Source organism: Psychromicrobium ferritrahens (genome assembly GCF_043789415.1).
Classification (GTDB): domain Bacteria; phylum Actinomycetota; class Actinomycetes; order Actinomycetales; family Micrococcaceae; genus Renibacterium.
The window spans coordinates 35,511-58,174 of sequence record NZ_JBDLLW010000004.1 but is presented as its reverse complement, the minus strand read 5'-3'; the positions used below and the strand labels follow the sequence as shown (position 1 = coordinate 58,174).

Here is a 22,664-nt window from a genome sequence, read left to right as displayed (position 1 = left end):
ACCAACGGGGAAGGCCAGCCAACGAGAAAACCCACCAACGTGAAACTTCGACAACGAGAAAACTCGGCCAGCCAAGTAATAAGCAACCCGTAATAACAACGGACCACCCAGCAATTTCGAGAAGAAACTACACCATAGTGATCAGCATGCCCGGATCGGACAGGATGGTTCCAATATCCGCCAGGAATCTGGAGCCCTGCTCGCCGTCCACCAGCCGGTGGTCGAAGGACAGACTCAAGGTCATCAGCTGGCGCAACGCGATCTCTCCCTGGTATTCCCAGGGTTGACGGCGCACCGCTCCCATCGCGAGGATCGCGGCCTCACCGGGATTGAGGATCGGCGTCCCGGCGTCGATCCCGAAGACACCGATATTGGTGATCGAGATGGTGCCACGAGAGAGTTCCTCCGGGCTGGTCTTGCCAGCCCGAGCGGTATCGGTCAGCTCAGCGAGCGCCCCGGCTAGCTCACTGAGCGTGAGCGAATGGGCGTCCTTGATATTGGGCACCATCAACCCACGTGGTGTGGCGGCTGCGATACCCAGGTTCACGTAGTTCATCGTGACGATCTCCTGGCTCGCCTCCTCCCATCGTGAATTGACCGAAGGATTGCGGGCGACGGCGATGCACAGCGCCTTGGCGACCACGGTGAGTGGAGTCAGCTTAAGCCCCGCGAAGGCACGGCTGGCCTTGAGTTTGCTGAGCAACTCCATGGTGGGCGTGACGTCCACGGTGAGCATCTCGGTGACGTGCGGTGCAGTGAAGGCGCTCGCCACCATGGCAGCCGCGGTGTACTTGCGAACGCCCTTGATCGGGGTTCGGGTTTCGCGCGGCTTCGTCAGGTCGAAAGGCGTGTTCTGCGAACCAGCCACAAAGGCGAAATCGACGTCCTGCGGTTTATTCGCGGCTGCCTGCACATCCTCCCGGGTGATCAGCCCGCCGGCGCCGGTTCCGCTCAGGGTGCTCAGGTCGACGCCGAGATCCCGCGCTAGTTTCCGCACCGGCGGCGTCGACCTCGGACGTTCCTCGGTCTGACTAATGGGCTCTGCACTGACAGACGGAACAGCTGCAACCGCCGGAACCACCGAAGCGGCTTGCGCTGCGCCATGGAGCCGCGCCCGCCGCGCGGGACGCCCACCCTTTTCCGGTTCGGCTCCGTAGCCCACCAGAGTCGGCACCCGACCGGATGGAGCTGCCCCGGCCGGAACGGACTCGGCTGAAGCGGACACGGCGTCGCCCGCGGGAGCGGAAGGATCCTCATCGGCACCTTCGACGTCAAAAGAAACAATCGGATTACCCACGTCAACCACGCTGCCGGGCTCTTCGTGCAGCTCAGAGATCACGCCGTCATAAGGGGAAGGCAGTTCCACCACGGCCTTCGCGGTCTCGACTTCGGCGATCACCTGGTTGAGCTCCACCCGGTCCCCCACGGAGACTTTCCAGGAGACGATCTCCGACTCGGTCAGGCCTTCACCGAGGTCTGGCAGATTGAAAATTTTGATCATGAGGGCAATGATCCTTCCAAACCACTGAGCGAATTGGCCCGACCCATCGCGCGGTCGATGCCGTCCAAGATCCTGTCCAGATCCGGCACATGATGCTTTTCCAGTTTCGACGGCGGGTAGGGCACATCGAAACCAGTGACCCGCACGGGTGCGGATTCCAGATAGTTAAAGCAGCGTTCAGTGATGCTGGCCGCCAGTTCGGCACCCAAGCCACCGCTCTGCGAGGCCTCGTGGGCGATCACTAGACGTCCGGTTTTCCGCACCGAAGCCTCCACCGGAGGGAAGTCCACCGGAGCCAGCGAACGCAAGTCGATGACCTCCACGGAGATCCCTTCATCCGCTGCGGCCAAGGCGACATCCTGGGCGGTGGCCACCAAAGGACCGTAAACCACCAGGGTGACGTCGCTGCCGGAATTCACGATCCGTGCACTGCCCAGCGGCAGAGCACTGGAGAGATCCGCATTCTCATCCACCTCGCCCTTAGTGTGGTAGCGCCGCTTCGGCTCGAAGTAGAGCACCGGGTCATTGCTGGCGATGGCCTGCTGGATCATGGTGTAAGCGTCTTGCGGGTTGGAGACGCTCACCACCCGCAGCCCCGAGGTGTGCGTGAAGTAGGCCTCAGGGGATTCTGAATGGTGCTCCGGAGAACCGATCCCGCCGCCGAAGGGCACCCGAATGGTGATCGGCATCGTCACCTTGCCCTGGGTCCGGTAGTGCAGCTTGGCCACCTGGGCGACGATCTGGTCGAAGGCCGGGTAGATGAAGCCGTCGAACTGGATCTCCACCACGGGACGGTACCCACGGAAGGCCAAGCCGACAGCGGTGCCCATAATTCCGGATTCAGCGAGCGGTGTATCGATCACCCGATGTGCGCCGAAGTCCTTCTGCAAGCCGTCGGTGATCCGGAAGACACCGCCCAGTTTGCCGATGTCCTCGCCCATCAGCACGACCTTGGAATCTCTTTCCATGGCTTTGCGCAGACCGGCGTTGATCGCGCGGCCAAAAGTCAGCTGGGTCATCGGTTCGCCCCTTCGGCAGAGATGGTATCCGCTACGCCTGATTCCGCAGTGCTTAATTCAACCGGACCGAACCCGGCCAGATAGTGCTCATACTGCTCACGCTGTCTCTGCAGAGCGGAATGCGGTTCACTGTAAACGTTGTCGAAGACCTGGAGTGCTGTCGGTTCGGGCAGGGCGATGGTGTTGGCCCGCAGATCTTTTGCGACGGCGTCCGACTTGGCTTGAACGGCGGCCTGTACCTCTTCGGTGAGTACGCCCTGGGCCTCGAGGTAGGCTGCCAAGCGGGCGATCGGGTCCTTAGCTGCCCAGTCTTCGAGCTCGTTGGCGTCCCGGTAACGCGTCGGGTCATCCGCCGTGGTGTGGGGGCCCATCCGGTAGGTCACCGCCTCGATGAAGCTCGGGCCTCCGCCGCTGCGCGCCCTAGCCAGTGCGGCCCGGCTGGCGGCGAGCACCGCGAGAATATCGTTGCCGTCCACCCGGTAGGCGGGGATGCCGAAACCAGGAGCGCGGTCGGCAATCACCTGATGAGCCTGCAATCCGACCGGCTCGGAAATCGCCCAGTGATTGTTCTGGCAGAAGAACACCACGGGAGCTTGAAAGGAGGCCGCGAAAACCATCGCCTCGTTGACGTCTCCTTGGCTGGTCGCGCCGTCTCCGAAATAGGTGACGACGGCGGAATCCGCGCCGTCGTTGAGCACCCCCATCGCATAACCGGTGGCGTGCAGGGCCTGGGCGCCGATGATGATCTGCGGGGTAGCCATATTGAACTCGAAGGGATCCCAGCCGCCGTGGGTGTTTCCCCGCCAGATCTTGAGAGAATTCACCAGGTTGATACCGCGTACATAGGCGACGCCGTTTTCGCGGTAGCTGGGGAAGACGAAATCGTCCTCGCGCAGAGCCCTGGCCGAGCCAATTTGCGCGGCCTCCTGGCCGAGTAAAGGAGCCCAGAGCGCGAGCTGACCCTGCCGCTGCAGGGCGGTCGCCTCGGTATCGATGCGGCGTACCACCACCATGTCCTCGTAGAAGGACACCAGTTGCTCGGCGGTGACATCGGCAATCCACTGGTCGTATTCCGGGTTCGCAAGACGCTCTCCGGAAGGGCTGAGCAGCTGGATGAAATTATTGTCGACTGGAACGTTCCTGCCGCTCAGGCCGGGGAGCGAGGAGTCCCCCTCGACTCCGGTGTTCTCGGCTGGCATGGTGCCCTCTTTTCTGCCTGGACGCCTGGCGGTCCTGGTTGTTCTCGATACCGGCAGCGATAAACTCCGGAACCTCATGGTCAAGTGCCTGAAAGCCAGCCCTGCGCCGCCCGGTCCACTCAAGCTTGGATATATCGTGACGATACTCACAGCCGCCATCCGGCACAACCGTTATAAAAATCTCTGAGCATTATGCTCAATATCTCGGAGTGCAAACCTGCTAATCTTGAGCACTATGCAAGCTCTTGACAACACCGACCTTCGACTGCTCTCGGCCCTGGTTCGTGATTCACGACACACTGTGGTGGCTTTAGCTCAGAAGTTGGGGCTTTCCCGGAATACCGTGCAAGCCCGAATGGCTTCGCTGGAACGGAAGCACGCTTTCCTGCCCTTTGGTCGCAGGATCAATCCAAGCACCCTCGGTTATCCGCTGACAACCTTCATCTCGGTCCATGTACAGCAGCAGAAACTCCAGCAATTAGCCGGTTCCCTGGCCGAGATCCCGGAGATCCTGGAAGCTCATGGCCTGACCGGGGAGGCTGATTTATTGGTCCGAGTGGTCTCCAAGGACGCCGAGGACCTGTTCCGGATCAACAGCCTGATTCTGGCCTGCGAGGGCGTGGAGCGGACAGACACCTCCCTGGCGATGAACGAATTCGTGCCCTTTCGCATCGAACCTCTTCTGGAACAGGCCGCTGAGACAATTCGCAGCGGATCGACTCCGGAATAATTCCGGAGCGAAAACCGAGATCTGCCCATCCAACCGTCGCTGGGCGACGAATGCCTTCCGGAAGCGTCGTTCGACGCTTCAGTTAAGGACGGGCTCTGCGGGCCCGCTTGATGGAAGGCAAGGATATGCGCACCTCACCCAATCGACTGCTCGCTACGATCTTCGGCGCCGTTTACCTCCTGGTCGGCGTGCTGGGTTTCTTTGTCACCTCAGGAGTCGGCTTCGCAGCGACCGAGGGAAATAACCTGATCATTTTCGCGGTCAATCCCTTGCACAATGTCATCCACCTGCTGATCGGTGCGGCTCTGCTGCTGGGCGGCCTCAGCTCGGTGAAACTTGCAAAGAACCTGAATCTGACCGTTGGCGCGGTTTATCTTCTCGTCGGCATCGTCGGATTGTTCCTCTTGAACAGCTCGCTGAATATCATCGCCTTGAACGGCGCTGATAACGTGCTTCACCTGGCCAGCGCCGTAGTATTGCTCGGCGTCGCACTGAGCCAGGACAAGTCCGTCCGCAGCGTCGCCTGATGAGCGCGCCGCTTGCTCCGGCGGCGGTGCACTCACTCGGCACCTTCGCGGGGCTGGGTGCCGCCGTCACGAGCTTCGGTCTGGCATCGAATCTGCTCAGCCAAACCACCGTTTCAGATAGCCTGGACGGCTGGATCGCATGGCCCGCAGCCCTGGCCATGATGCTCTGGGCTGCGGGCTTGCTGCTCTGGGCGATTATGAGCTTCCGAGCAGGGAAATCTGTGCTGCCGCGACTGACGCTCCTGGCGGTAGGAATCGGCGGAACCATCGAAGTGGCAGTCTTTTTCTGGCAGTTCGCGCAGCATCGTCTGGATGGCAGCTTGCTGGCCACCATAGCCCTAGAACTGTTAATGCTCGGCTCTCTCGGCTGGCTGGCAAGGCAGCAGTTGAAGGACGGCGGCGCACCGAAAGCTGGCAGATTGCTGGTCACCATGTTCGGCGCCTCGCTGCTGGTCTCGGCGCTCGCCACAGCCGGCCTGGCGGCTGGCACCGCGGGTCAGTATTCGATTCCGCACAGCGAGATGCAGATGGATTTCCCGGGTATGCAGATGGGCCATCACTAGTCCTCGTCCCCGTCCTCTTCACCGGCCTGGGGGGCGGTGAAGAGGACCCGAATCAGTGATGGCTTGCCTTCTCAGCCCCGAGACCGGTGAGCGAACGGACCTCCATTTCAGCCTGCTTCATCGAATCCTCCTTGCGGCGATCTGTCATGGTGCCGAGCCAGCCGAGGAAGAAGGCGAACGGAATGGAGATGATCCCGGGATTGGACAGCGGGAACCAAGAGAAATTCGCCTCCGGGAACATCGCTTTGGCATTTCCCGAAACCACGGGTGAAAAGACGATGAGCACAATAGCGGCGAATAACCCGCCGTAGATGCTCCAGAGCGCGCCTCTCGTGGTGAATCGCTTCCAGAACAGGGAGTAGAGAATGGTGGGCAGATTCGCACTGGCCGCCACCGCGAAGGCGAGCGCCACCAGGAAGGCGACGTTCTGACCATTCGTTCCGATACCGCCGATAATCGCCACGACGCCGATCACCACTACAGTGAGGCGAGCTACCTTGACTTCACTACCGGGCTCTGGCTTGCCCTTTTTGAGCACCGAGGAATAGATGTCATGTGAGAAAGAAGCCGCCGCTGTGATCGTCAAACCGGCGACCACGGCGAGAATGGTGGCAAAGGCCACTGCCGCGATGAAACCGAGCAAGACCGGACCGCCGAGCGCGAAAGCCAGCAAAGGCGCCGCGGAGTTCACCCCACCGGGAGCCGCGGCAATGTCCTTCGGACCGATCAGTGCGGCAGCCCCATAGCCGAGTACCAGGGTGAAAAGGTAGAAGATACCGATCAACCAGATCGACCAGACCACCGATTTACGAGCTTCTTTGGCGGTCGGCACAGTGTAGAAGCGCATCAGCACGTGAGGCAGGGCTGCCGTCCCGAGGACCAGTGCTAGCCCGAGTGAGACGAAGTCGAGCTTGCTGGTTCCGGTCGCCCCGTATTGCTTACCCGGGTTGAGTAGCGCTTCGCCTCCGGCGCCGGCTTTGGCCACCGCGGCATCCATGAGGCCGGAGAGGTTGAAACCGTGTAGCGAGAGCACCCAGACGGTCATCACGGCCGCACCCGCGATCAGCAGAGCTGCCTTAATGATCTGCACCCAGGTGGTGCCCTTCATGCCACCGATCAGCACATAGACGATCATCAGAGCGCCAACCACGGTGATCACCAAGGCCTGCCCGGTTTTATCGCCGATGCCCAGCAGCAGGGAAACCAGCGCCCCGGCGCCGTTCATCTGGGCTAATAAGTAGAAGAAACAGACCACCAGGGTGGAAATCGCGGCCGCGATCCGCACCGGACGTTGCCTTAGCCGAAAAGACAGCACATCGGCCATCGTGAATTTACCGGTGTTGCGCAATAGCTCGGCTACCAGTAGCAACGCGACGAGCCAGGCCACTAGGAAACCGATGGAGTAGAGAAAACCGTCATAACCATTGACCGCAATGGCCCCGGTGATGCCCAGGAAGGAGGCCGCGGAAAGGTAATCACCGGCGATCGCGGTGCCGTTCTGTGAACCGGTGAAGGAGCGGCCAGCAGCATAGTAGTCGGCAGCTGTTTTATTGTTTCGGCTAGCTCGGAACACGATGATCAAGGTGATCGCGACGAAAAGCGCGAAGATCAGGATATTGATCCACGAGTTGCTCTGCATGGAGGCGATCATCAGCGGGCTCCTTCGAGATCGGAGCCCTCAGCGCTCTGACCTTCGATCTCCTCACGGATCTCGACGGCGAGAGGGTCCAGCTTCCGATTCGAATACATCACATACCAAGTGGTGATGCCGAAGGTCGTGACGAACTGCAAGAGGCCGAAGATCAGGCCCAGGTTGATCGAGCCCGCCACCTTGATCGACATGAAGTCGTGCGCGTAATCGGCCAGCAGCACGTAGAGGAAGTACCAGAGCAGGAAAATGATCGCGAGTGGGAAAACAAAACTGCGATGCCGACGTCGCAGCTTCTGAAAACGTGGGTCCCGCTGGATCGCGACGAAATCAGCGGAGGAATCCGGCGATCGATCGGTTGGCTGAGCAGCTTGACTCATCATGTCTCCTTTGACATCCCGCACGGGGCAACTACCTGAGTGTGACGCCTGTCACTTGGCAGCTTAGTGCAGCCCGGAACCCGCTGAACCGTAAGCCGCGCTGAGATAGGGAGAAAAGTGAGCGAGCAAGGGGCTCAGTCGATGGCTGCCATCAGCTCGATGACTCGGTCGAGGAAAGCATCGACCTGCTGTTCCTCGTAACCGTCCTTGCCCCGTGCGGGACCGAAGACCGCACGGCGCACCACATCGACGCTGAGCGGTTTGTCCTGCTCGAAGTACTCGAGCAGTTGGTGGCAGAGAGCGTCCACATCGGTGGTTTTGTAGGAGCGGCCATTGCGTCGGGGCCTGCGGAATCTCTGGCCGTCGGGCCGGTGCAATCGAGCCCGCAGCACTCCGGAGAGCCTGCCGATCTGAGCCAGCCAGGCATCTTCGCCTTTGCTGGCGATCAGCGCATCGCGTTCCTGTTGGGCGAAAACATCCTCGAGCCGATCGAGCGCGGCATCCACCGCCTGGGGTTCATAACCACCACGCACCGCATCGAAGGTCATCTCGCGCACATCGCGGCTCGTCAGCGCCTTCTGCCCCTGCTCCGCCGAGGTGTAGATGGCGCGTGCCTTAGCCAGGAACTGATCGACCTGCTTGGTGTTGTAGCCATAGCTCTTGCGGTCGACTCGCCCGAAAGGGGAAGCCAAGGTCTTCTCTTGTGTTGTCTCTACCACATCTCTATCCTATCCAGTCGGCTGGTCAGAACAGTTCAAGCAGGCCGTAAATCAAGAAGGCCATCGGGGCGGCAAAGATAATCGAGTCGAGCCTGTCCATCAGCCCGCCGTGCCCGGGCAGAATGCTGGACATGTCCTTGACCCCCAGTTCACGCTTCACCATCGACTCGGCGAGGTCTCCGGCCGTCCCGGCGATCACTATCGCCACGGCCAGGATCAGTCCGAACCAGAAAGGTTCGCCGAGCAGGAAGATTGAGGCCAGCACACCGATGATCAAAGCTCCCACGACCGATCCGGCGAAGCCCTCCCAGGACTTTTTAGGACTGATCTTCGGGGCCATCGGATGCTTTCCGAGAAGCGCCCCGACAAGGTAGCCGAAGGTGTCGCTGGCCACCGCGAGCAGCAGCATGGTGGAGACTCGCAGTGCCCCCTCCCCCGCTGGCCAGCTGCGGAATTCCAGGACGCTGGCGAGGTTGTTCGGCTCTCGAAGGATCAGCACCGAGAAACTGATCAGAAAAGGCACCCAAACCAGCACGAAGACACCGGCGAAAATGCTTGGCCCGGCTCCCTTGGCGGAGTCCAGGGTTCGCCAAAGCAGGACGGCCAGTGCCGAGCTGATCAGAGCGAAGAGCAGGCCTTCCGCTCCCGCATAGTAGGCCGCCACCGGCATCGCCAGCACACCCACCATGATCGGCGCAATCGGCACCTCTACCCCGCGCTGCAGCAGAGCCCTGCTGATCTCCCACACACCGAGCGCGGAGGCGAGAATCACCATGGCCAGAAAAGCTGGCGGGTAGAACAGCAGACCGCCCAAGACGATCACCAACAAGGGCAGGCCGACGCCTATCGCGGCGGGCAGGTTTCGTCCCGCCCGGGAAGGTTTAGCCGTTTGCTCGGCGTCGTCCGAAGTCTCGGTACTCAGCGCTGACTCTGCATGCTGAGGAGGCAGCGCTACCGTGGGCTCCGCGATCGGAGCGGCCGCAAAGGCCGCCTTCGGAATCTCGGCCAAAGGCGCGGTGGCCCGAGGAATAGCGGGGATCTCCCTGCCGTGGACCGCGGGTACCGCAGGGATAACTCCGGTCAGAGGCGCTCGTCGACCCTCCAGGGTAGTGGGCTTACCACTGCCCTGGCTGGCCGCTCGGTGCGCTGCGCCCTTTGCCGCCTTTTTCTCAGCCTCACGTTCAGCAGCACGCAAAACCCTTCGGCTGGGTAGCGGCGGAGGCTCGGGCGTCTGGCTCATTAGACCTCGAGCAGTTCGGCTTCTTTGCGCTTGAGCAATTCGTCAATATTGTCGGTGTGCGACTTGGTCAGCGAATCTAGCTCTTTTTCCGCGCGCGAGCCTTCATCCTCACCGGCGTCGCCGTCCTTGACGATCTTGTCTAAGGTTTCCTTGGCCTTGCGCCGGATGTTCCGGATCGAGACCTTGGCGTCCTCGCCCTTGCTGCGCACGATCTTCACATAGTCACGACGGCGTTCCTCGGTCAGTTCGGGAATCACCACGCGGATCACATTGCCGTCGTTCGAGGGGTTCGCACCCACCTCAGAGTTGCTCAGCGCTTTCTCAATATCCGCCAGGGCACTGCGATCGTAGGGGCTGATCAGCAAGGTTCGCGCCTCCGGTACGGAGAAGGAGGCAAGCTGCTGCAAAGGGGTGGGAGTGCCGTAGTAGTCAACCATCACTTTGGAGAAAAGGCTCGGGTTCGCACGACCGGTGCGCACTGAGCTGAAGTCCTCTTTGGCCACCTCGACGGCCTTATCCATCTTCTCTTCGGCTTCGAGTAGGGTTTCTTCAATCACTTGTTTCCCTGTTTCCTTTGGTAGTAAAGCTGCTCACATTCATACTACGGCGTGACGAGGGTTCCCAGGTCTTCGCCCTTGATGGCCTTGGTGACATTGCCTTCGCCCTCCATACCGAAAACCAGCATCGAAAGGTTATTGTCTTTGCACAGGCTGAAAGCGGTTTGGTCAAGAACTCGGATGTCACGCTGCAAGGCTTCGTTATAGGTGAGCCGGTCGAGTTTGACGGCGTCGGGATCTTTCCGCGGATCCGCGGTGTAGACGCCGTCCACGCCATTCTTCGCCATCAGCACGATGTCCGCGTGTACTTCGAGAGCCCGCTGAGCCGCCACGGTATCGGTGGAGAAGTAGGGCAGACCGGCACCTGCACCGAAAATCACCACTCTGCCCTTTTCCAGGTGCCGGATGGCACGGCGCGGAATATAGGCCTCTGCTACCTGCCCCATAGTGATCGCGCTCTGCACCCTGGTTTCCACTCCGGCTTGTTCCAGGAAATCCTGTAGCGCCAGGCAGTTCATCACGGTGCCCAACATGCCCATGTAGTCTGCCCGTGAGCGGTCCATCCCGGACTGGGAGAGCTCAGCACCCCGGAAGAAGTTACCTCCGCCCACCACCACGGCCACTTCGACCTCGCCGACGGTTTCAGCGATCTGCTGGGCGATGCCGCGCACCGTCGCCGGGTCAACCCCTAATTTGCCTCCGCCGAATACCTCACCTGAGAGCTTCAGAAGCACCCGTCGTTTGGTTTTGGCTGGGATGTTCAACGGTTCTTTGCTGCTCTCCATGGTGCCTTCCCTGGGGGCTAAGTTTGCTCTCACGCTTATGCGGCCTATTTAGGTTACCGTGTCCGGGCGCCACCGGGCGAACCACGGATCAGCCGGCCGAGCACAGCCGAGAAGGCTGATGAGCGGGCTGAGTGAAGCCGATCAGTTAGCCAGATGCTAATCCGCAGCGGGCGCCTGAACCACCGGCTGGAGCTGCCCGGCGCACTCCGCCAGCAATTCGAGGGTTCGCCGGACGACCGGCGTCTGCTCGAGGGATTCCTTAATCAGCACAGAGATTCCCCGCACCGGCTCGGGATTGCTCAGCCGCACCACCCGAACCGAGTCGGACAGCGCAACGGCGGCCAGCCGCGGCACAACCGTCACCCCGACACCGCTAGCCACGAAGGCGATCGCGGTGTAATGATCCTGGGCTTGAGCCACATAACGGGGGCGGAAACCGGCGGCACTGCAGGCCCGCATCACAATACGAGTGCACAGCCCATTGGAAAAATCATTGTCAACCCAATCCTCATCCCGCAGTTCGCTCAGTTCGATCCAGGCTCGGTGCGCGAGCGGATGCTCGCGGTGCAGCACCGCGACATAAGGATCGTTCGCCAGGTGCTGCAGGATGTAACCATTCGCTGGAACGCTCTCGAAGTGTTCGGAATAGACCACCAAGTCGATATCGGGTTTTTCCGCGTGCCGCTTACTCTCCGGCCCTTCCGGCCCCTCATTGAGCATCAGCTCGAGGCGAAGCTCCGGGAATTCATCCATCAGCCGCCGCGCGATTCCCGGCATCCAAGAGGTGCCCACCGAGGAGAAATGTCCCACCGTAAGCTTGCTGCTGACGCCATTACGCAGGTCGGCCACCACTCCGGCCAGTCGGCTCAGGCTGGCAATCACCTCATCGCTCTCTGCAGCCAACGCCTTGCCGTGCGAGGTGGGCACAATGCCGCGGCCAGAACGCTCAAACAAGGTCAGCCCGGTCTCCCGCTGTAAAAGCGCAACTTGCTGACTGACGGCTGAGGGCGTGTAACCGAGTTGATGTGCCGCCGCCTGAATCGATCCGTGGGCTATCACAGAGCGGAAAATTCTCAGGCGATGTGGATCGAGCATGATCCGAGAATAGCACCAATCTTTAGCATTCCTTCATGGTTATAAAGAAATATTCGCTTGTGCTAATGAATTGGGCGATCCACGATTAATTCATGAAAACTTTCAAGCGCTGGCTCCGGAGCTACTCGGAACGCAGCGCCGCCCGGCATAACGCTCGCCGACTTAGCGCTCACGGTGCAATGCCATTCGACCGGGACGCAGCCCGGGTCGTAGCAGAAGTGCACATCATCGCCCAGCGCGCGAGCAAGCACACAGCAGCGGATCGGCGAGGTCTCACCGATTCCGCTTCCCCGATCCCCCAGAGCAAGGCAATCCCTTCCGCCGCGCTCTAGGGTGCTCTAAAACCGAGACCCCTGAGCTTGTTCAACATGCACTATGGGCTCAGGGGTCCCGGCCTTACAGAACGTCCTTTGCGGACTCCACACAAAAATACCCTCGTTGCAATTCCGGCATGTTGGAATCGCAACGAGGGTATTTTGGCTAAAGCTTAGGAACCGACCCGGAACCGGGCGAAAGCCAGCGGCTTGGCCTTGGCCTCCTCGAGTACCTGAGAGATGCTCTTCTTGGCGTCCTTGGCGAAAGGCTGATCGAGCAGCACGTTCTCCTTGAAGAAACCGGTCAGACGACCTTCGACGATCTTGGCCAGGGCGCCCTCGGGCTTACCCTCGGCGCGAGCGGTCTCGTCAGCGATCCGGCGTTCGCTCTCTACCAGCTCAGCAGGAACTTCTTCCCGGCTGAGGTAGTTCGGAGTGTAAGCGGCAATGTGCACCGCAACATCGTGGGCTGCGGCGGTGACTTCGCTGCCCTCGCCTTCAACGGCGAACAGCACGCCAACCTGCGCGGGAAGATCCTTGGAGGTCTTGTGCAGGTAAGCATCCACCACGGCACCGGCAACCCGGGCCAAACGGCGAATGGCGACCTTCTCGCCCAGCAGAGCGCCGGCTTCGATGACCAGCTCGGAAAGCGGCTTGCCCTCGACCTGGGCGGTCAGCAGGCTGTCGACGTCCTCGGCACCGGAAGCAACGGCAGCCGCCAGCACCTTATTGGAGAAGTCGATAAAAGGAGCGGACTTGGCAACGAAGTCAGTCTCGCAGTTGACCTCGACCATGACGCCGACGCCGTCCTGAACGGTGGCGGCAACCAGGCCTTCAGCGGTGGAGCGGCCTTCGCGCTTGGTAGCTCCCTTGAGTCCCTTGATGCGAATCAGTTCGAGCGCCTTCTCAGCGTCGCCGTTCGCCTCGTCCAGGGCCTTCTTGACGTCCATCATGCCAGCGCCAGTGCGCTCGCGGAGAGCTTTGATATCAGCGGCGGTGTAGTTCGCCATATGAACTCCTCAGTTATGTGTGGATGAGTTTCGTGTGAAGTATCTGCGGGGCCGAACCCCTAGGTCTCAGAACTCTGCCGGAACACCAACCCCATCGTGACGTGGTCAGTATCCCGGCAGTGTTCGGCAGTTACTACTTGTCTTCGGAGGGGGTTTCTGCCGGAGTTTCTACTGCTGGGGTCTCTTCGGTGAAAGCTTCAGCGGCTTTCTCAGCTTCGGTGCCGGTGATAACCTCAGCGGCCTCTTCAGCGGAGATGGCTTCCGACTCACTCTGCGCGGCGGCATGGCCTTCCAGGAGCTCACGTTCCCACTCAGCCATCGGCTCAGCGGCAGTGGCGCCCTCTTCGGAACCGGCAGCCTTGGAGTTGCGGGCGATCAAGCCCTCAGCAACGGCGTCGGCGATCACCCGGGTCAGCAGGTTGACGGAGCGGATCGCGTCATCGTTACCGGGGATCGGGAAGTCGACTTCATCGGGATCGCAGTTGGTGTCCAAGATAGCGACAACCGGGAGGTTGAGCTTCTTGGCCTCGTCGATCGCGAGGTGCTCCTTCTTGGTGTCAACGATCCAGACCACGGAAGGAACCTTGGTCAGATTGCGGATGCCGCCCAGGTTGGCTTCCAGCTTGGTGAGCTCGCGCTTGAGCAGCAAGAGTTCCTTCTTGGTGTGGCCGGAGGCTGCGACGTCCTCGAAGTTGATCTCTTCGAGTTCCTTCATCCGCTGGATGCGCTTGGCAACGGTCTGGAAGTTGGTCAGCATGCCACCCAACCAGCGGTGGTTGACGTAGGGCTGGCCAACGCGGGTCGCCTGCTCAGCGATAGCTTCCTGGGCCTGCTTCTTGGTGCCCACGAAGAGCACGCTGCCGCCGTGAGCCACAGTGGCCTTGACGAACTCGAAAGCACGGTCGATGTAGGACAGCGACTGCTGCAGGTCAATGATGTAGATGCCGTTGCGTTCGGTGAGGATGAATCGCTTCATCTTCGGGTTCCAACGACGGGTCTGATGACCGAAATGTACGCCACTGTCGAGCAGTTGACGCATGGTTACGACGGGCATGCCGACGCTCCTTTGTGATTGAGTTTTACGGTTATTCCTAGTGCCCTGAAGCCTCTTCCCCTTCTTGACCGGCTTTCTCGAGGAAAGCGGCTTCGAAGGACCGTAAGAGGCGCAACCCAGTCATCGCGTTAACGATGATTTTTGGAAAAGGACACGCGTAGTCAGCGCACATACGCGCACTGCGTTTACAAGTGTACCTCATGAGTCCAGCGATCCGTGGAGACAGAGGACTCAGGGAGACGCCGGAGCCCTCAAGCAATAGTCCTCCACAGTGAGGAGTTTTCGAGCATCTCCTCACATCCGATCTTCTTCACCAGCGGATGGCATCCCAGCCGGGCAAAGTTGGATTCATGCCCATCGCATCCGCTCTCCAGGAACTTTTCCGCTCGGCACTGCTCCGCTTGCTGAGCGGAATCCTCATTGCGGTCCCGCTGGCTTTTTCAGCTGTTCTTCATCCGGCGCTCATCGAGCCGCAGGCTGCTGCCACATCAGCTCAAACCACGGTCACTAATCACTCCTGGAGCTGGCCCTTGCGACCTCCTCCAGCGGTGCTCCGTGGCTTCGATCAACCTGCCGCGCCCTGGCTGGCCGGGCATCGCGGAGTCGATCTGGCTGCTCCTCCTCGGGCACAGCTATACGCGCCGAGTCAGGGCGTGATCAGCTTCGTTGGCTGGGTGGTGGACCGAAAGGTGCTGACGATAGATCACGGCTTGGGGCTCAAGAGCAGCTTCGAAGCGATTGAAAGTGCATTGTCCACCGGCACCGCGGTGAAACAAGGCCAAGCCGTGGCCAGGCTCGCCGCCTCGAACCACTGCGGTCCAGCAAGCTGCCTGCATTGGGGTGTTCGAAGGAACGCGGTGTACCTCAATCCCCTGCTCTTCCTGAGTGACCGGCGGCCCTCGGTCTTGCTGCCGATCTCCGGCAGAGCTTTGAACGACTATCCGAACCAAGCACAAGTCCAGCCCCAGGAGCACGGTGTCCATCGATCAGCGGAAGGGCTCCTGCCGAACTCGCACCGCCCCGACGCGGAAGCTCTGGGCTCGTGGATGCAGCTCATCCACGAGCCCATTGGGCTCAAGCAGCAGGGTCTGGCTCGATCGCCGCGCGGGGCCCCGCCGTAGTACTAAACGATTGCGGAGATACCGGTGATGGCACGTGCGGTGACCAGCGAGTTGATCTCGTAGGTGCCCTCATAGGAATAGATCGCCTCAGCATCGGAGAAGATCTTCGCCATCTCATAGTCAGTGACGATTCCGTTGCCACCCAGGATGCTGCGCCCCAGCGCAACAGACTCACGCATCCGCGCCGTGGTGTAAGCCTTAGCCAGCGCTGACTGCTCGTCCTTGGCCAAGCCTTGATCTTCGAGCTGGGACAATCTGACCATCATCGACATCGAGGCAACGGTATTGCCCAGGATCTGCACCAACTGGTCCTGAACCAATTGGAAGGAAGCCAGTGGGCGGCCGAACTGGATCCGTTCAACGGCGTAGCGTCGGGCCACATCGAAAGTAGCGAGCTGCTGGCCGACAGCCTGCCAGGCCACCGCGAGACGGGTCACCTTGAGTACCTTATTGGTGTCCCGGAAGGAGTTGCCATTGGCGAGCTTGAAATCATCCGGAACCACGACGTTCTGCAGAGTGATATCAGCGTTCTGCACGCTCCGCAGGGAGATCTTGTTCTCGATCTTGGTCGCGGAGTAACCCGGTGTAGTGGTATCCACCAGGAAGGCTTTGACCTGGTTATCGGCTTCATCGCGAGCGTAAATGACCACCCAGTCAGAGAAAGTGGCATTGCCGATCCAGCGCTTCGCACCATTGAGGATCCAGCGATCGCCCTCCCGGCGAGCCGTAGTCCGGGTTCCGCCGGCCACATCGGAGCCACCGAGCGGTTCAGTGAGGCCAAAGGCACCGATCTTCTTCATGGCATAGATATCCGGAAGCCACTCCGCCTTCTGCTCCTCAGAGGCGAGCGCCTCGATCGAACCAGTGAAAAGACCATCGTGAACGCCCATAAAAGTGGCTACCGAGGTATCCGCGCGAGTGAATTCGGCGTGCATCAGACCGGCGAAGAGATTGCTGTACCCCTGCCTGCGCACCGGGCTCATCACGTCAAGCTCAGCGATCTTAGGAATCAGATCCATCGGGAACTCAGCGCGGTTCCAATAATCAACGGCGATCGGTTTGACCTCTTTGCCCAGAAAATCCCGGACCTGCTGCAACCGTTCCCGTTCAGCATCATTCAGCAACTGCTCGAAGGAGTAGAAATCACCGTCAGCATACGGCAGGTTGTTGATATCAACGGCATTCTTGGACATAGCAATCCTTCGTCACGAAAGTAGGTTACTCATAGGTAACATATCTCAGATTCAATGAAGCGTAAAGCACCGATCAGCATCGTCGCTCTCTGGACTTCCTCGAATTCTCGCTGCCCAGAGATTCTCCCCGCCCAGAGATTCTCGCTGCTCGGAAGTTCTCTCTGCGCAGTGAACCCAAAGTCGTCGTTGCACTCCCCCGGCTGCATCCTACGACTATCCGACGATCCGGCCCAACAGCATTCAACAGCACTTGAGCCAAACCAATCGACCCCGGCCCTTCCTCCCATGGCATACCTCACGGCAAGAGCCCAACACGAGTCAATCGGCGAGATCTCACGTCGCTGCATGAGCAACGGAAAATTCTACTTGTCTTAATGAGCAAAATGGTGTGTTCTAAGCGAACTAGATTTTTCGTTCTCAACGGGGAGAGCTCAAATGAATCGTTTTTATCGCGCTACCGGCGTCCTGCTATCAGTTCTACTAGGGCTAACCATCTCGAACATGTCGATGGCTGCGGCAGCCTCACTGCCAGCCGCTCCCAGTTCCGGCTGGAACGACTGGGCGTGCAAGCCCTCAGCTAAGCATCCGGAACCGGTCGTGCTGGCTCACGGAATGGGTGCTAACGGAGTGGATAATTTCCTCACTCTTGCACCGACCTTGGTTGCGGCGGGTTACTGTGTTTACTCCACTACCTATGGGGCAACGGCACTGGGCACCGCAGTCGCGGGTCTCGGTCCGATGGATCAGAGCGCGGCCACTTTTTCGAGCTTTGTGGATCAAGTGCTGAAGAGCACCGGCGCCACCAAGGTTAATGTCGTGGGTCATTCAGAAGGCACCACGGTGCCCGCTTACTACATGAAGTTCTTAGGCGGCGATAAAAAAGTTGATCGGTTCGTCGGTTTTGGAGCAAACTACGCCGGCACCACCCTGCAGGGCCTCGCAACGCTGGCCAAAGGGCTAGGCCTTCAACCCTTGCTCAATCAAGTAGGCTGCCCAGCATGCTCGCAGTACCTCCCCGGATCTGAGTTCCTGAAGAAGCTCAACGATGGAGGAGCCGCCGTCCCAGGCCCCCACTACGTCAATATCGCGAGCAAATACGATCTCGTGGTTTCTCCTTACACAAGCGGCTTCCTGCAAGCCCCGAATGTCGAGAACATCACCCTGCAAGATCTGTGCGCCGCGGATTTCAGCGGCCATATAAGCCAGGCGGTGGACCCCAATGTCGCGAGTCTGATCAAATACCACTTAGATCCCGACCATGCAGCGAAACCCAAGTGCGTTCCGTTCTGGGCCCTCGGAGCCTGAACACAGCCCAAGAGGTCGTGAACAACGCTGGATCAGCCAAACGCCTGATCGCACCCAGGGTTACCTGATCACACCCAGGGTTAGCAGTCGCCGAACATCCGCATCGGTGGCTGCTAACCCGAGTAGGTGGCACCATGCCATTCGGTGTGACCGCGAAGGATCATCTGGCCTCGTGCCAGCCCGTCCCGGATCACCCGAAACCGGCAGCGGAAACCGCGGAAGCCGCAGATAACTCCTGCATCGAAAGCGCTATCGGTAGGGCTGCAGGGACTTGAACCCTGGACCAAAGGATTATGAGTCCTCTGCTCTAACCAGCTGAGCTACAGCCCCCAGCAGAACCTAGCGGGCACGCCAGCAATGCGCACCCGAGAAGTTCAACTTATCCAGCTTAGTGGAATTTTTTCATGTGCTAGCCAGGAAGATAGTTATTCCATAAAATAGATTTATGGGAACTCCTCTTGCGCTTCACAGCAGCAGGCCAACGCTTTTCGAAGCATTCTGGTTCGTAGCTTCATTTCCGCTGGCCCTGTTTTTGCCGCTCTGGGTTGCCATTGGCCGAGGCCTGTTCGGTTCCTACGGTTGGTACATGCTGATCACCCTGATACTGATTGCTCCGGCACTGCTGCTCGTCCAAGGGGCCGCCGTGATGACCGTGACGATACGCACTTTTCGAGCCGGTCGGCGAGAACTGCCGAAAGGCAACAGAAACAGTCTGATCAGCCTGACCTTGAGCAGCCTGATCTACGGCTTCACCCTGGTGGACTTCGGAGACACACCCAACAGCAGCCGCTCGGCGCTCACCGCACTGGCGGGCGAGCACTTGAACGGCGTATCGGCTGTGATCTCCCTCTTTGCCCTGTTGGCTATGATCGGCTCCGCCATCGCCTACCTGGTCACCGCCATTGTCGACAAGAGCTGGCGAACAATCGGCTGACTCTGAAGCCTGATGCTGAGGCGCTCAGCTCAGCTCAGCTCAGCTCAGCTCAGACGATCTTGTCCTCATAGCTCGCCCCGTAGTAGAGGTCTTCAAAGGTCTGCAGAGTTGAAGCCATGCTGTGCCGCTCGGCAAGTGCCCTGCTGGCCGCTCCCATGACTTTCAACTCTTCCGCCGGAAGGGAGAGGACCCGGTTGATTTTCTCGGCAAGATCAGCGCTGTTCCCCGGCTCAAAGAGGAAGCCGTTTTTCTCGCCGTCGATCAGGTGAGGCAGAGCCATCGCATTGGCCAAGACCAAGGGGGTGGAGGCGCTGGCCGCTTCCAGGGAGACCAATGATTGCAGCTCAGCTGTGCCCGGCTGGACGAAAACAGAGGCTCGTAGATAAGCCTGTCGGAGTTCCTCGTCCGGAGCGAGCCCCAGGAAGTGCACCTGGTCACCAATTCCCAATCGGGCGACCTGGGCTTCCAGAGCGGGGCGCACCTCTCCGCCACCCACGATCTCCAGATGAGCGTTCAGTTCGGCCGGCAGTTTTGCCATCGCGTCGATCAGCACATCGACGTGCTTCTCCTCAGCGAGTCGTCCGGCAAAGAGCACCGAGGGTCCGCCCAGGGAAACGATCTCCTCCCCCGCCTTCGGCTCGTAAGCTGCAGCGTCAATACCGTTGGAGACCGGCAGGACTTTGCGCAGAAAAGCATGATCGTGCATGGCCTTCGCAGCGAGAGGCGTCGGAGTGGTCACCACGGCGGCTTTGCCCATGATCTTGCCCATGTCTCGCCAGGAGTTCTTCGCCACGATCTTCAGGAACCACTCGGGGAAAGGCAGGAAGGGGTTGAGGTTCTCCGGCATGAAGTGATTGGTGGCAATCACCCGGATCCCCCGACGCACCGCCTCCTCAATGGTCGCCTTGCCGATCATGTAATGGCACTGGATGTGCACGACGTCGGGCTTCACCCGATCGAAGAGCAGCGCGATTTCGCGTTTGATCTCCCAGGGGTAGCAGAGCCGGTAGGTGGGGTGAGTGAAGATCGAGTGCGAGCGCAGCCGGTGCACCTGTGCCTCGGGGCGGATCTCGGTGAAGCTCGGACCGCTGTTATTGCGAGCGGCCAGCACATGCATTTCATGACCGCGCGCGCCCATCCCTTTAGCCAGCCGGTAGCAGAATTGTGCGGCTCCGTTGACATCCGGCGGATAGGTATCGGCGGCGATCAGCACCACCAATTTGTTCTCCGGCAGGTCACCGGGCTGTTTATTGTGCTCTGAAGTCTGCTTGGCTGTCGAACTCACGTATCGCTCCTGAAATCACTGCCTTGCGGCGTTCCTGATGAGGCAGCTTATTTGCGCTGCGCCCGCTTGGCCGCATCCCTGGCATCTCGCTTTCGTTTCACCACATCGGGGTGATGCCGCGAAAGCACAATGACTCCAACGATAGCAAGCAAAGCAGCCACCACCATGGCAATCGCGATCACGGCGGGTACATTCGGCTGCAATTCCTTCAAGATCGTGATGCCGATGGCGATGCCGATAATCGGATCGATCACGGTCAGCCCGGCGATCACCAAGTCGGGTGGCCCGGAGGAATACGCGCTCTGCACAAACCACGAGCCGAGGCCACCAGCCACCGCGATGGCGATGATGGAGTACCACTGCACATTGAGCAGGAACAATCCATTCGGATCGAAGAGCTGCTTGGAGATGATCCGGGTCAGCACCGCCACGAATCCGAAGAGCACCCCGGCCCCGATGATATAAAAAAAGGCCTTGAGCCGACGTCGTCCGAGCAGCGCGGAACCGCCTAGCACGCCCACCACGATCACCAGGAGCATCACGATCGTGAGCTCTTCCTCCAGGGTGACGTGGGTGTTCTCCCGCACCACGTTCACCGCCAAGAGGACAAAGACAGCGCTTCCAGTGACACAGATGGTGATCGCCACTATGGTGGCACGATTGATCCTGAGACCTTGGTCTTTGGAGTTGACGATCGTGGTGATCACCAGAGCGATCGCGCCGATCGGCTGAATCACGGTCAGCGAGCCCAAGCTGAGCGCCACCACGTTGAGCAGCATTCCCCCGCCTAGCAGCAAGAGGCCGAAGACCCAGCGAGGGTTCCCCAACAGCCGGAGGAAGCCATTGCCGCCCAAAGCCAGACCACCTGTATTAGCCTGCACGGCGCTGCCTTGCCGCTGAGCTCCAAAAGCCAAGAAGAAGGCGCCAGCTATAGCGCAGGCCACGGCCAACCAGACCATCAGTAGCCGTCCGAGGAGTCCGACTGGATCGGATCGTGCAACTCGTGGTGCTTACGAACGATGGCCCAGAAGTAGTTGTAGGCAGCGATCAGGTGCCCGATGATTCCCAGACTCAATGCGATCCAGGCGATGACGGTCAGCGCGTTCGGTTCGCCGCCGAGGGCTCGGGCCATCAGCAGCATCGGGGTTCCGATCAAAAGCGCCGCTGTGCGCAATTTACCGATCACACTGACCGGTAGGTCCGGATGCCAGCGGAAGAAGATCAGCGAGACCGTGAAGAGCACCGCATCAGGGATGATAATGGTCGCGAGCAGCCACCACGGGGCGACCCCCGCTAGCACCAGGGTGATAGCCACCGTGATGAGTGCGATTCGGTCCGCTACCGGGTCGAGGATGCGCCCCAGCCGGGAAGTCTGGTTGAATCGCCGGGCGATGTATCCGTCCACCCAGTCGGTGCTTCCCATGATGGCGAGCACCAGCACACCCCAACCGTATTCCTGTTTGCCGAGCACCAGCCACATGAAGAGCGGAACGCCCAAAAACCTGACCACAGTGAGCAGATTGGGAACGGTGAAGATACGATCATGATCAACGATCGGCTCTCCGGGGCGAGATCCAGCGCCGATCAGCCTCATGCACGCCCCTCCAATTCCTGTCCTAGTGTTTTCATGTATTAGCTGTGCCTGAGCCCCGCGAACAGCGATTACTTCCTGAACAACCTTCTCAGCAGAACGAAGAAAGTTGTGGCGGACACGGCGGCGACACTCCAGGGAAGCCAATTTCTTCGTGCCTGACCGATCGCAGAATTTGGATCATCCAGCAGGCGCTGGGTCTGCTTCTTAACGTCCATCCGCTCCAATAAGCTCTCCCGCAAACCCAGCAGATGCTGGCGGCGCAGGGTGAGGCGCTCTCGCAACTCGGCTTCGCTCGGCACCGGATCGGCTTCGGCTTGCTTGGCTTCACGCTCAGCCTTGGCTTCCTCGGCCTTGGCGAGTTTCTCCGCTTTGAGAGCTTCCTTCTCTTCCTTGCTCAACTCCGGCTTGACCAGAGTCTGCGGGTCGAAGCCATTGCCCTCACGCAGGATTCCCAGATCGTGTTTCAATCCTCGGATGGCATCCTCGGGAACCAGCGGAAGCGCCTTCTTGAAGATTCGCAATCCAAGGAACACGGCAATACCGATCAGCACCAAGAAGAAAGCGGCGACGATCAAGGCCGCCAGCCAGGCCGGCATCACTGTCGCCAGTCCCATGATCGCGGCGACTACCAAGGCGGTCACCAACAGGCTGAGGATCAACAGCGCTGTGACGAACATCGCGGCGGCAACGCCGACTTTGACACCTTTGGTCTTCAATTCCTGCTTGGCGAGAGAGATCTCGTCGTTGATCTGCCGCGGCACTAAGCTCAAAAACGCCCGAGCATTGCCCAGCAGAGAATCCTCGCTGGGTTGGCTGGAAGTTTGGGATTGCGGACTGCTCATCGGTCTTGCCTCCATGGCTGTGATATTCCTGTAGAACGGGTCTACCCCT

General features: G+C 59.9%; 24 protein-coding genes and 1 tRNA gene. 7 read left to right on the top strand and 18 right to left on the bottom strand.

Annotation, left to right across the window (positions count from 1 at the left end; all coding sequences use genetic code 11):
• Positions 1–127 precede the first annotated feature (127 nt).
• Genes ABDK06_RS13930 through pdhA form a run of 3 tightly spaced genes read right to left on the bottom strand, consistent with a single transcriptional unit; the run spans position 128 to position 3,719 of the window.
• A complete protein-coding gene (locus ABDK06_RS13930) occupies positions 128–1,501 on the bottom strand; it encodes a dihydrolipoamide acetyltransferase family protein (RefSeq protein ID WP_394942072.1) in 1,374 nt (457 codons plus the stop codon).
• Positions 1,498–2,520, bottom strand: coding sequence for an alpha-ketoacid dehydrogenase subunit beta (locus ABDK06_RS13925; RefSeq protein ID WP_394942070.1), 1,023 nt, complete (start codon positions 2,518–2,520; stop codon positions 1,498–1,500). Before ABDK06_RS13925 ends, ABDK06_RS13930 begins: the two co-directional genes overlap by 4 nt.
• Positions 2,517–3,719 carry a pyruvate dehydrogenase (acetyl-transferring) E1 component subunit alpha gene (pdhA, locus tag ABDK06_RS13920; RefSeq protein WP_394942068.1) on the bottom strand — a complete coding sequence of 401 codons (1,203 nt, stop codon included), beginning with the start codon at positions 3,717–3,719 and terminating at the stop codon, positions 2,517–2,519. The genes ABDK06_RS13925 and pdhA overlap by 4 nt, the downstream gene beginning before the upstream one ends.
• 235 nt (positions 3,720–3,954) lie before the next feature.
• Here pdhA and ABDK06_RS13915 point away from each other — a divergent pair, with 235 nt between their 5' ends.
• The 3 genes from ABDK06_RS13915 (at position 3,955) to ABDK06_RS13905 (ending at position 5,539) form a co-directional block, all read left to right on the top strand.
• Entirely contained in the window at positions 3,955–4,449 is a 495-nt protein-coding gene (locus ABDK06_RS13915; protein WP_394942312.1) for an Lrp/AsnC family transcriptional regulator, read from the top strand.
• Positions 4,450–4,574: 125 nt separating this feature from the next.
• Entirely contained in the window at positions 4,575–4,976 is a 402-nt protein-coding gene (locus ABDK06_RS13910) for a DUF4383 domain-containing protein (protein ID WP_394942066.1), read from the top strand.
• Positions 4,976–5,539 (top strand): hypothetical protein, encoded by a 564-nt coding sequence (locus ABDK06_RS13905; RefSeq protein WP_394942064.1) that lies wholly within the window; start codon positions 4,976–4,978, stop codon positions 5,537–5,539. The genes ABDK06_RS13910 and ABDK06_RS13905 overlap by 1 nt, the downstream gene beginning before the upstream one ends.
• A gap of 52 nt (positions 5,540–5,591) precedes the next feature.
• Here ABDK06_RS13905 and ABDK06_RS13900 read toward each other — a convergent pair whose 3' ends face one another.
• The 7 genes from ABDK06_RS13900 to ABDK06_RS13870 form a co-directional block, all read right to left on the bottom strand.
• Positions 5,592–7,190, bottom strand: coding sequence for a solute symporter family protein (locus ABDK06_RS13900; protein WP_394942062.1), 1,599 nt, complete (start codon positions 7,188–7,190; stop codon positions 5,592–5,594).
• Positions 7,190–7,567, bottom strand: a complete 378-nt coding sequence (locus ABDK06_RS13895) for a DUF485 domain-containing protein (RefSeq protein WP_394942310.1) — start codon at positions 7,565–7,567, stop codon at positions 7,190–7,192. The genes ABDK06_RS13900 and ABDK06_RS13895 overlap by 1 nt, the downstream gene beginning before the upstream one ends.
• 134 nt (positions 7,568–7,701) lie before the next feature.
• Complete coding sequence (locus tag ABDK06_RS13890) at positions 7,702–8,286, bottom strand: DivIVA domain-containing protein (protein WP_394942060.1); 585 nt, start codon at positions 8,284–8,286, stop codon at positions 7,702–7,704.
• A gap of 25 nt (positions 8,287–8,311) precedes the next feature.
• On the bottom strand, positions 8,312–9,208 hold the full coding sequence (locus ABDK06_RS13885) for a phosphatidate cytidylyltransferase (protein ID WP_394942308.1): 897 nt from the start codon (positions 9,206–9,208) through the stop codon (positions 8,312–8,314).
• A gap of 317 nt (positions 9,209–9,525) precedes the next feature.
• The gene (frr, locus tag ABDK06_RS13880; protein ID WP_394942058.1) at positions 9,526–10,083 is read right to left on the bottom strand and encodes a ribosome recycling factor; all 558 of its coding nucleotides are present in this window, start codon (positions 10,081–10,083) and stop codon (positions 9,526–9,528) included.
• A gap of 44 nt (positions 10,084–10,127) precedes the next feature.
• The gene (gene pyrH / locus ABDK06_RS13875) at positions 10,128–10,868 is read right to left on the bottom strand and encodes a UMP kinase (RefSeq protein ID WP_394942056.1); all 741 of its coding nucleotides are present in this window, start codon (positions 10,866–10,868) and stop codon (positions 10,128–10,130) included.
• Between the two features lie 156 nt (positions 10,869–11,024).
• A complete protein-coding gene (locus tag ABDK06_RS13870; RefSeq protein ID WP_394942054.1) occupies positions 11,025–11,963 on the bottom strand; it encodes a LysR family transcriptional regulator in 939 nt (312 codons plus the stop codon).
• A 92-nt stretch (positions 11,964–12,055) separates the two neighbouring features.
• Here ABDK06_RS13870 and ABDK06_RS13865 point away from each other — a divergent pair, with 92 nt between their 5' ends.
• A complete protein-coding gene (locus tag ABDK06_RS13865; RefSeq protein WP_394942052.1) occupies positions 12,056–12,295 on the top strand; it encodes a hypothetical protein in 240 nt (79 codons plus the stop codon).
• 155 nt (positions 12,296–12,450) lie between these two features.
• Here ABDK06_RS13865 and tsf read toward each other — a convergent pair whose 3' ends face one another.
• Entirely contained in the window at positions 12,451–13,287 is an 837-nt protein-coding gene (gene tsf / locus ABDK06_RS13860; RefSeq protein WP_394942050.1) for a translation elongation factor Ts, read from the bottom strand.
• A 133-nt stretch (positions 13,288–13,420) separates the two neighbouring features.
• A complete protein-coding gene (gene rpsB, locus ABDK06_RS13855) occupies positions 13,421–14,341 on the bottom strand; it encodes a 30S ribosomal protein S2 (protein ID WP_394942048.1) in 921 nt (306 codons plus the stop codon).
• Positions 14,342–14,691: 350 nt separating this feature from the next.
• Between rpsB and ABDK06_RS13850 the strand changes: the two genes are divergently transcribed.
• Positions 14,692–15,462, top strand: coding sequence for a M23 family metallopeptidase (locus tag ABDK06_RS13850; protein ID WP_394942046.1), 771 nt, complete (start codon positions 14,692–14,694; stop codon positions 15,460–15,462).
• A 2-nt stretch (positions 15,463–15,464) separates the two neighbouring features.
• Here ABDK06_RS13850 and ABDK06_RS13845 read toward each other — a convergent pair whose 3' ends face one another.
• The gene (locus ABDK06_RS13845; RefSeq protein ID WP_394942044.1) at positions 15,465–16,655 is read right to left on the bottom strand and encodes an acyl-CoA dehydrogenase family protein; all 1,191 of its coding nucleotides are present in this window, start codon (positions 16,653–16,655) and stop codon (positions 15,465–15,467) included.
• 435 nt (positions 16,656–17,090) lie between these two features.
• On the opposite strand from ABDK06_RS13845, the gene ABDK06_RS13840 reads away from it, so the two are divergent.
• The gene (locus ABDK06_RS13840; RefSeq protein WP_394942042.1) at positions 17,091–17,960 is read left to right on the top strand and encodes an esterase/lipase family protein; all 870 of its coding nucleotides are present in this window, start codon (positions 17,091–17,093) and stop codon (positions 17,958–17,960) included.
• A 256-nt stretch (positions 17,961–18,216) separates the two neighbouring features.
• On the opposite strand, the gene ABDK06_RS13835 is transcribed toward ABDK06_RS13840, so the two are convergent.
• Positions 18,217–18,290 (bottom strand) — tRNA-Ile (locus ABDK06_RS13835).
• 115 nt (positions 18,291–18,405) lie between these two features.
• Here ABDK06_RS13835 and ABDK06_RS13830 point away from each other — a divergent pair.
• Positions 18,406–18,894, top strand: coding sequence for a hypothetical protein (locus tag ABDK06_RS13830; RefSeq protein WP_394942040.1), 489 nt, complete (start codon positions 18,406–18,408; stop codon positions 18,892–18,894).
• A gap of 49 nt (positions 18,895–18,943) precedes the next feature.
• Here the strand turns inward: ABDK06_RS13830 and ABDK06_RS13825 are convergent, their stop codons facing one another.
• From ABDK06_RS13825 to ABDK06_RS13810, 4 genes are all read right to left on the bottom strand, one after another.
• Positions 18,944–20,128, bottom strand: a complete 1,185-nt coding sequence (locus tag ABDK06_RS13825; RefSeq protein WP_394942306.1) for a glycosyltransferase — start codon at positions 20,126–20,128, stop codon at positions 18,944–18,946.
• Between the two features lie 98 nt (positions 20,129–20,226).
• On the bottom strand, positions 20,227–21,138 hold the full coding sequence (locus tag ABDK06_RS13820; RefSeq protein WP_394942038.1) for a DMT family transporter: 912 nt from the start codon (positions 21,136–21,138) through the stop codon (positions 20,227–20,229).
• Positions 21,138–21,773 carry a CDP-alcohol phosphatidyltransferase family protein gene (locus ABDK06_RS13815; RefSeq protein ID WP_394942036.1) on the bottom strand — a complete coding sequence of 212 codons (636 nt, stop codon included), beginning with the start codon at positions 21,771–21,773 and terminating at the stop codon, positions 21,138–21,140. The genes ABDK06_RS13820 and ABDK06_RS13815 overlap by 1 nt, the downstream gene beginning before the upstream one ends.
• Before the next feature lie 68 nt (positions 21,774–21,841).
• A complete protein-coding gene (locus ABDK06_RS13810) occupies positions 21,842–22,615 on the bottom strand; it encodes a phage holin family protein (RefSeq protein ID WP_394942031.1) in 774 nt (257 codons plus the stop codon).
• Between the last annotated feature and the right edge of the window lie 49 nt (positions 22,616–22,664).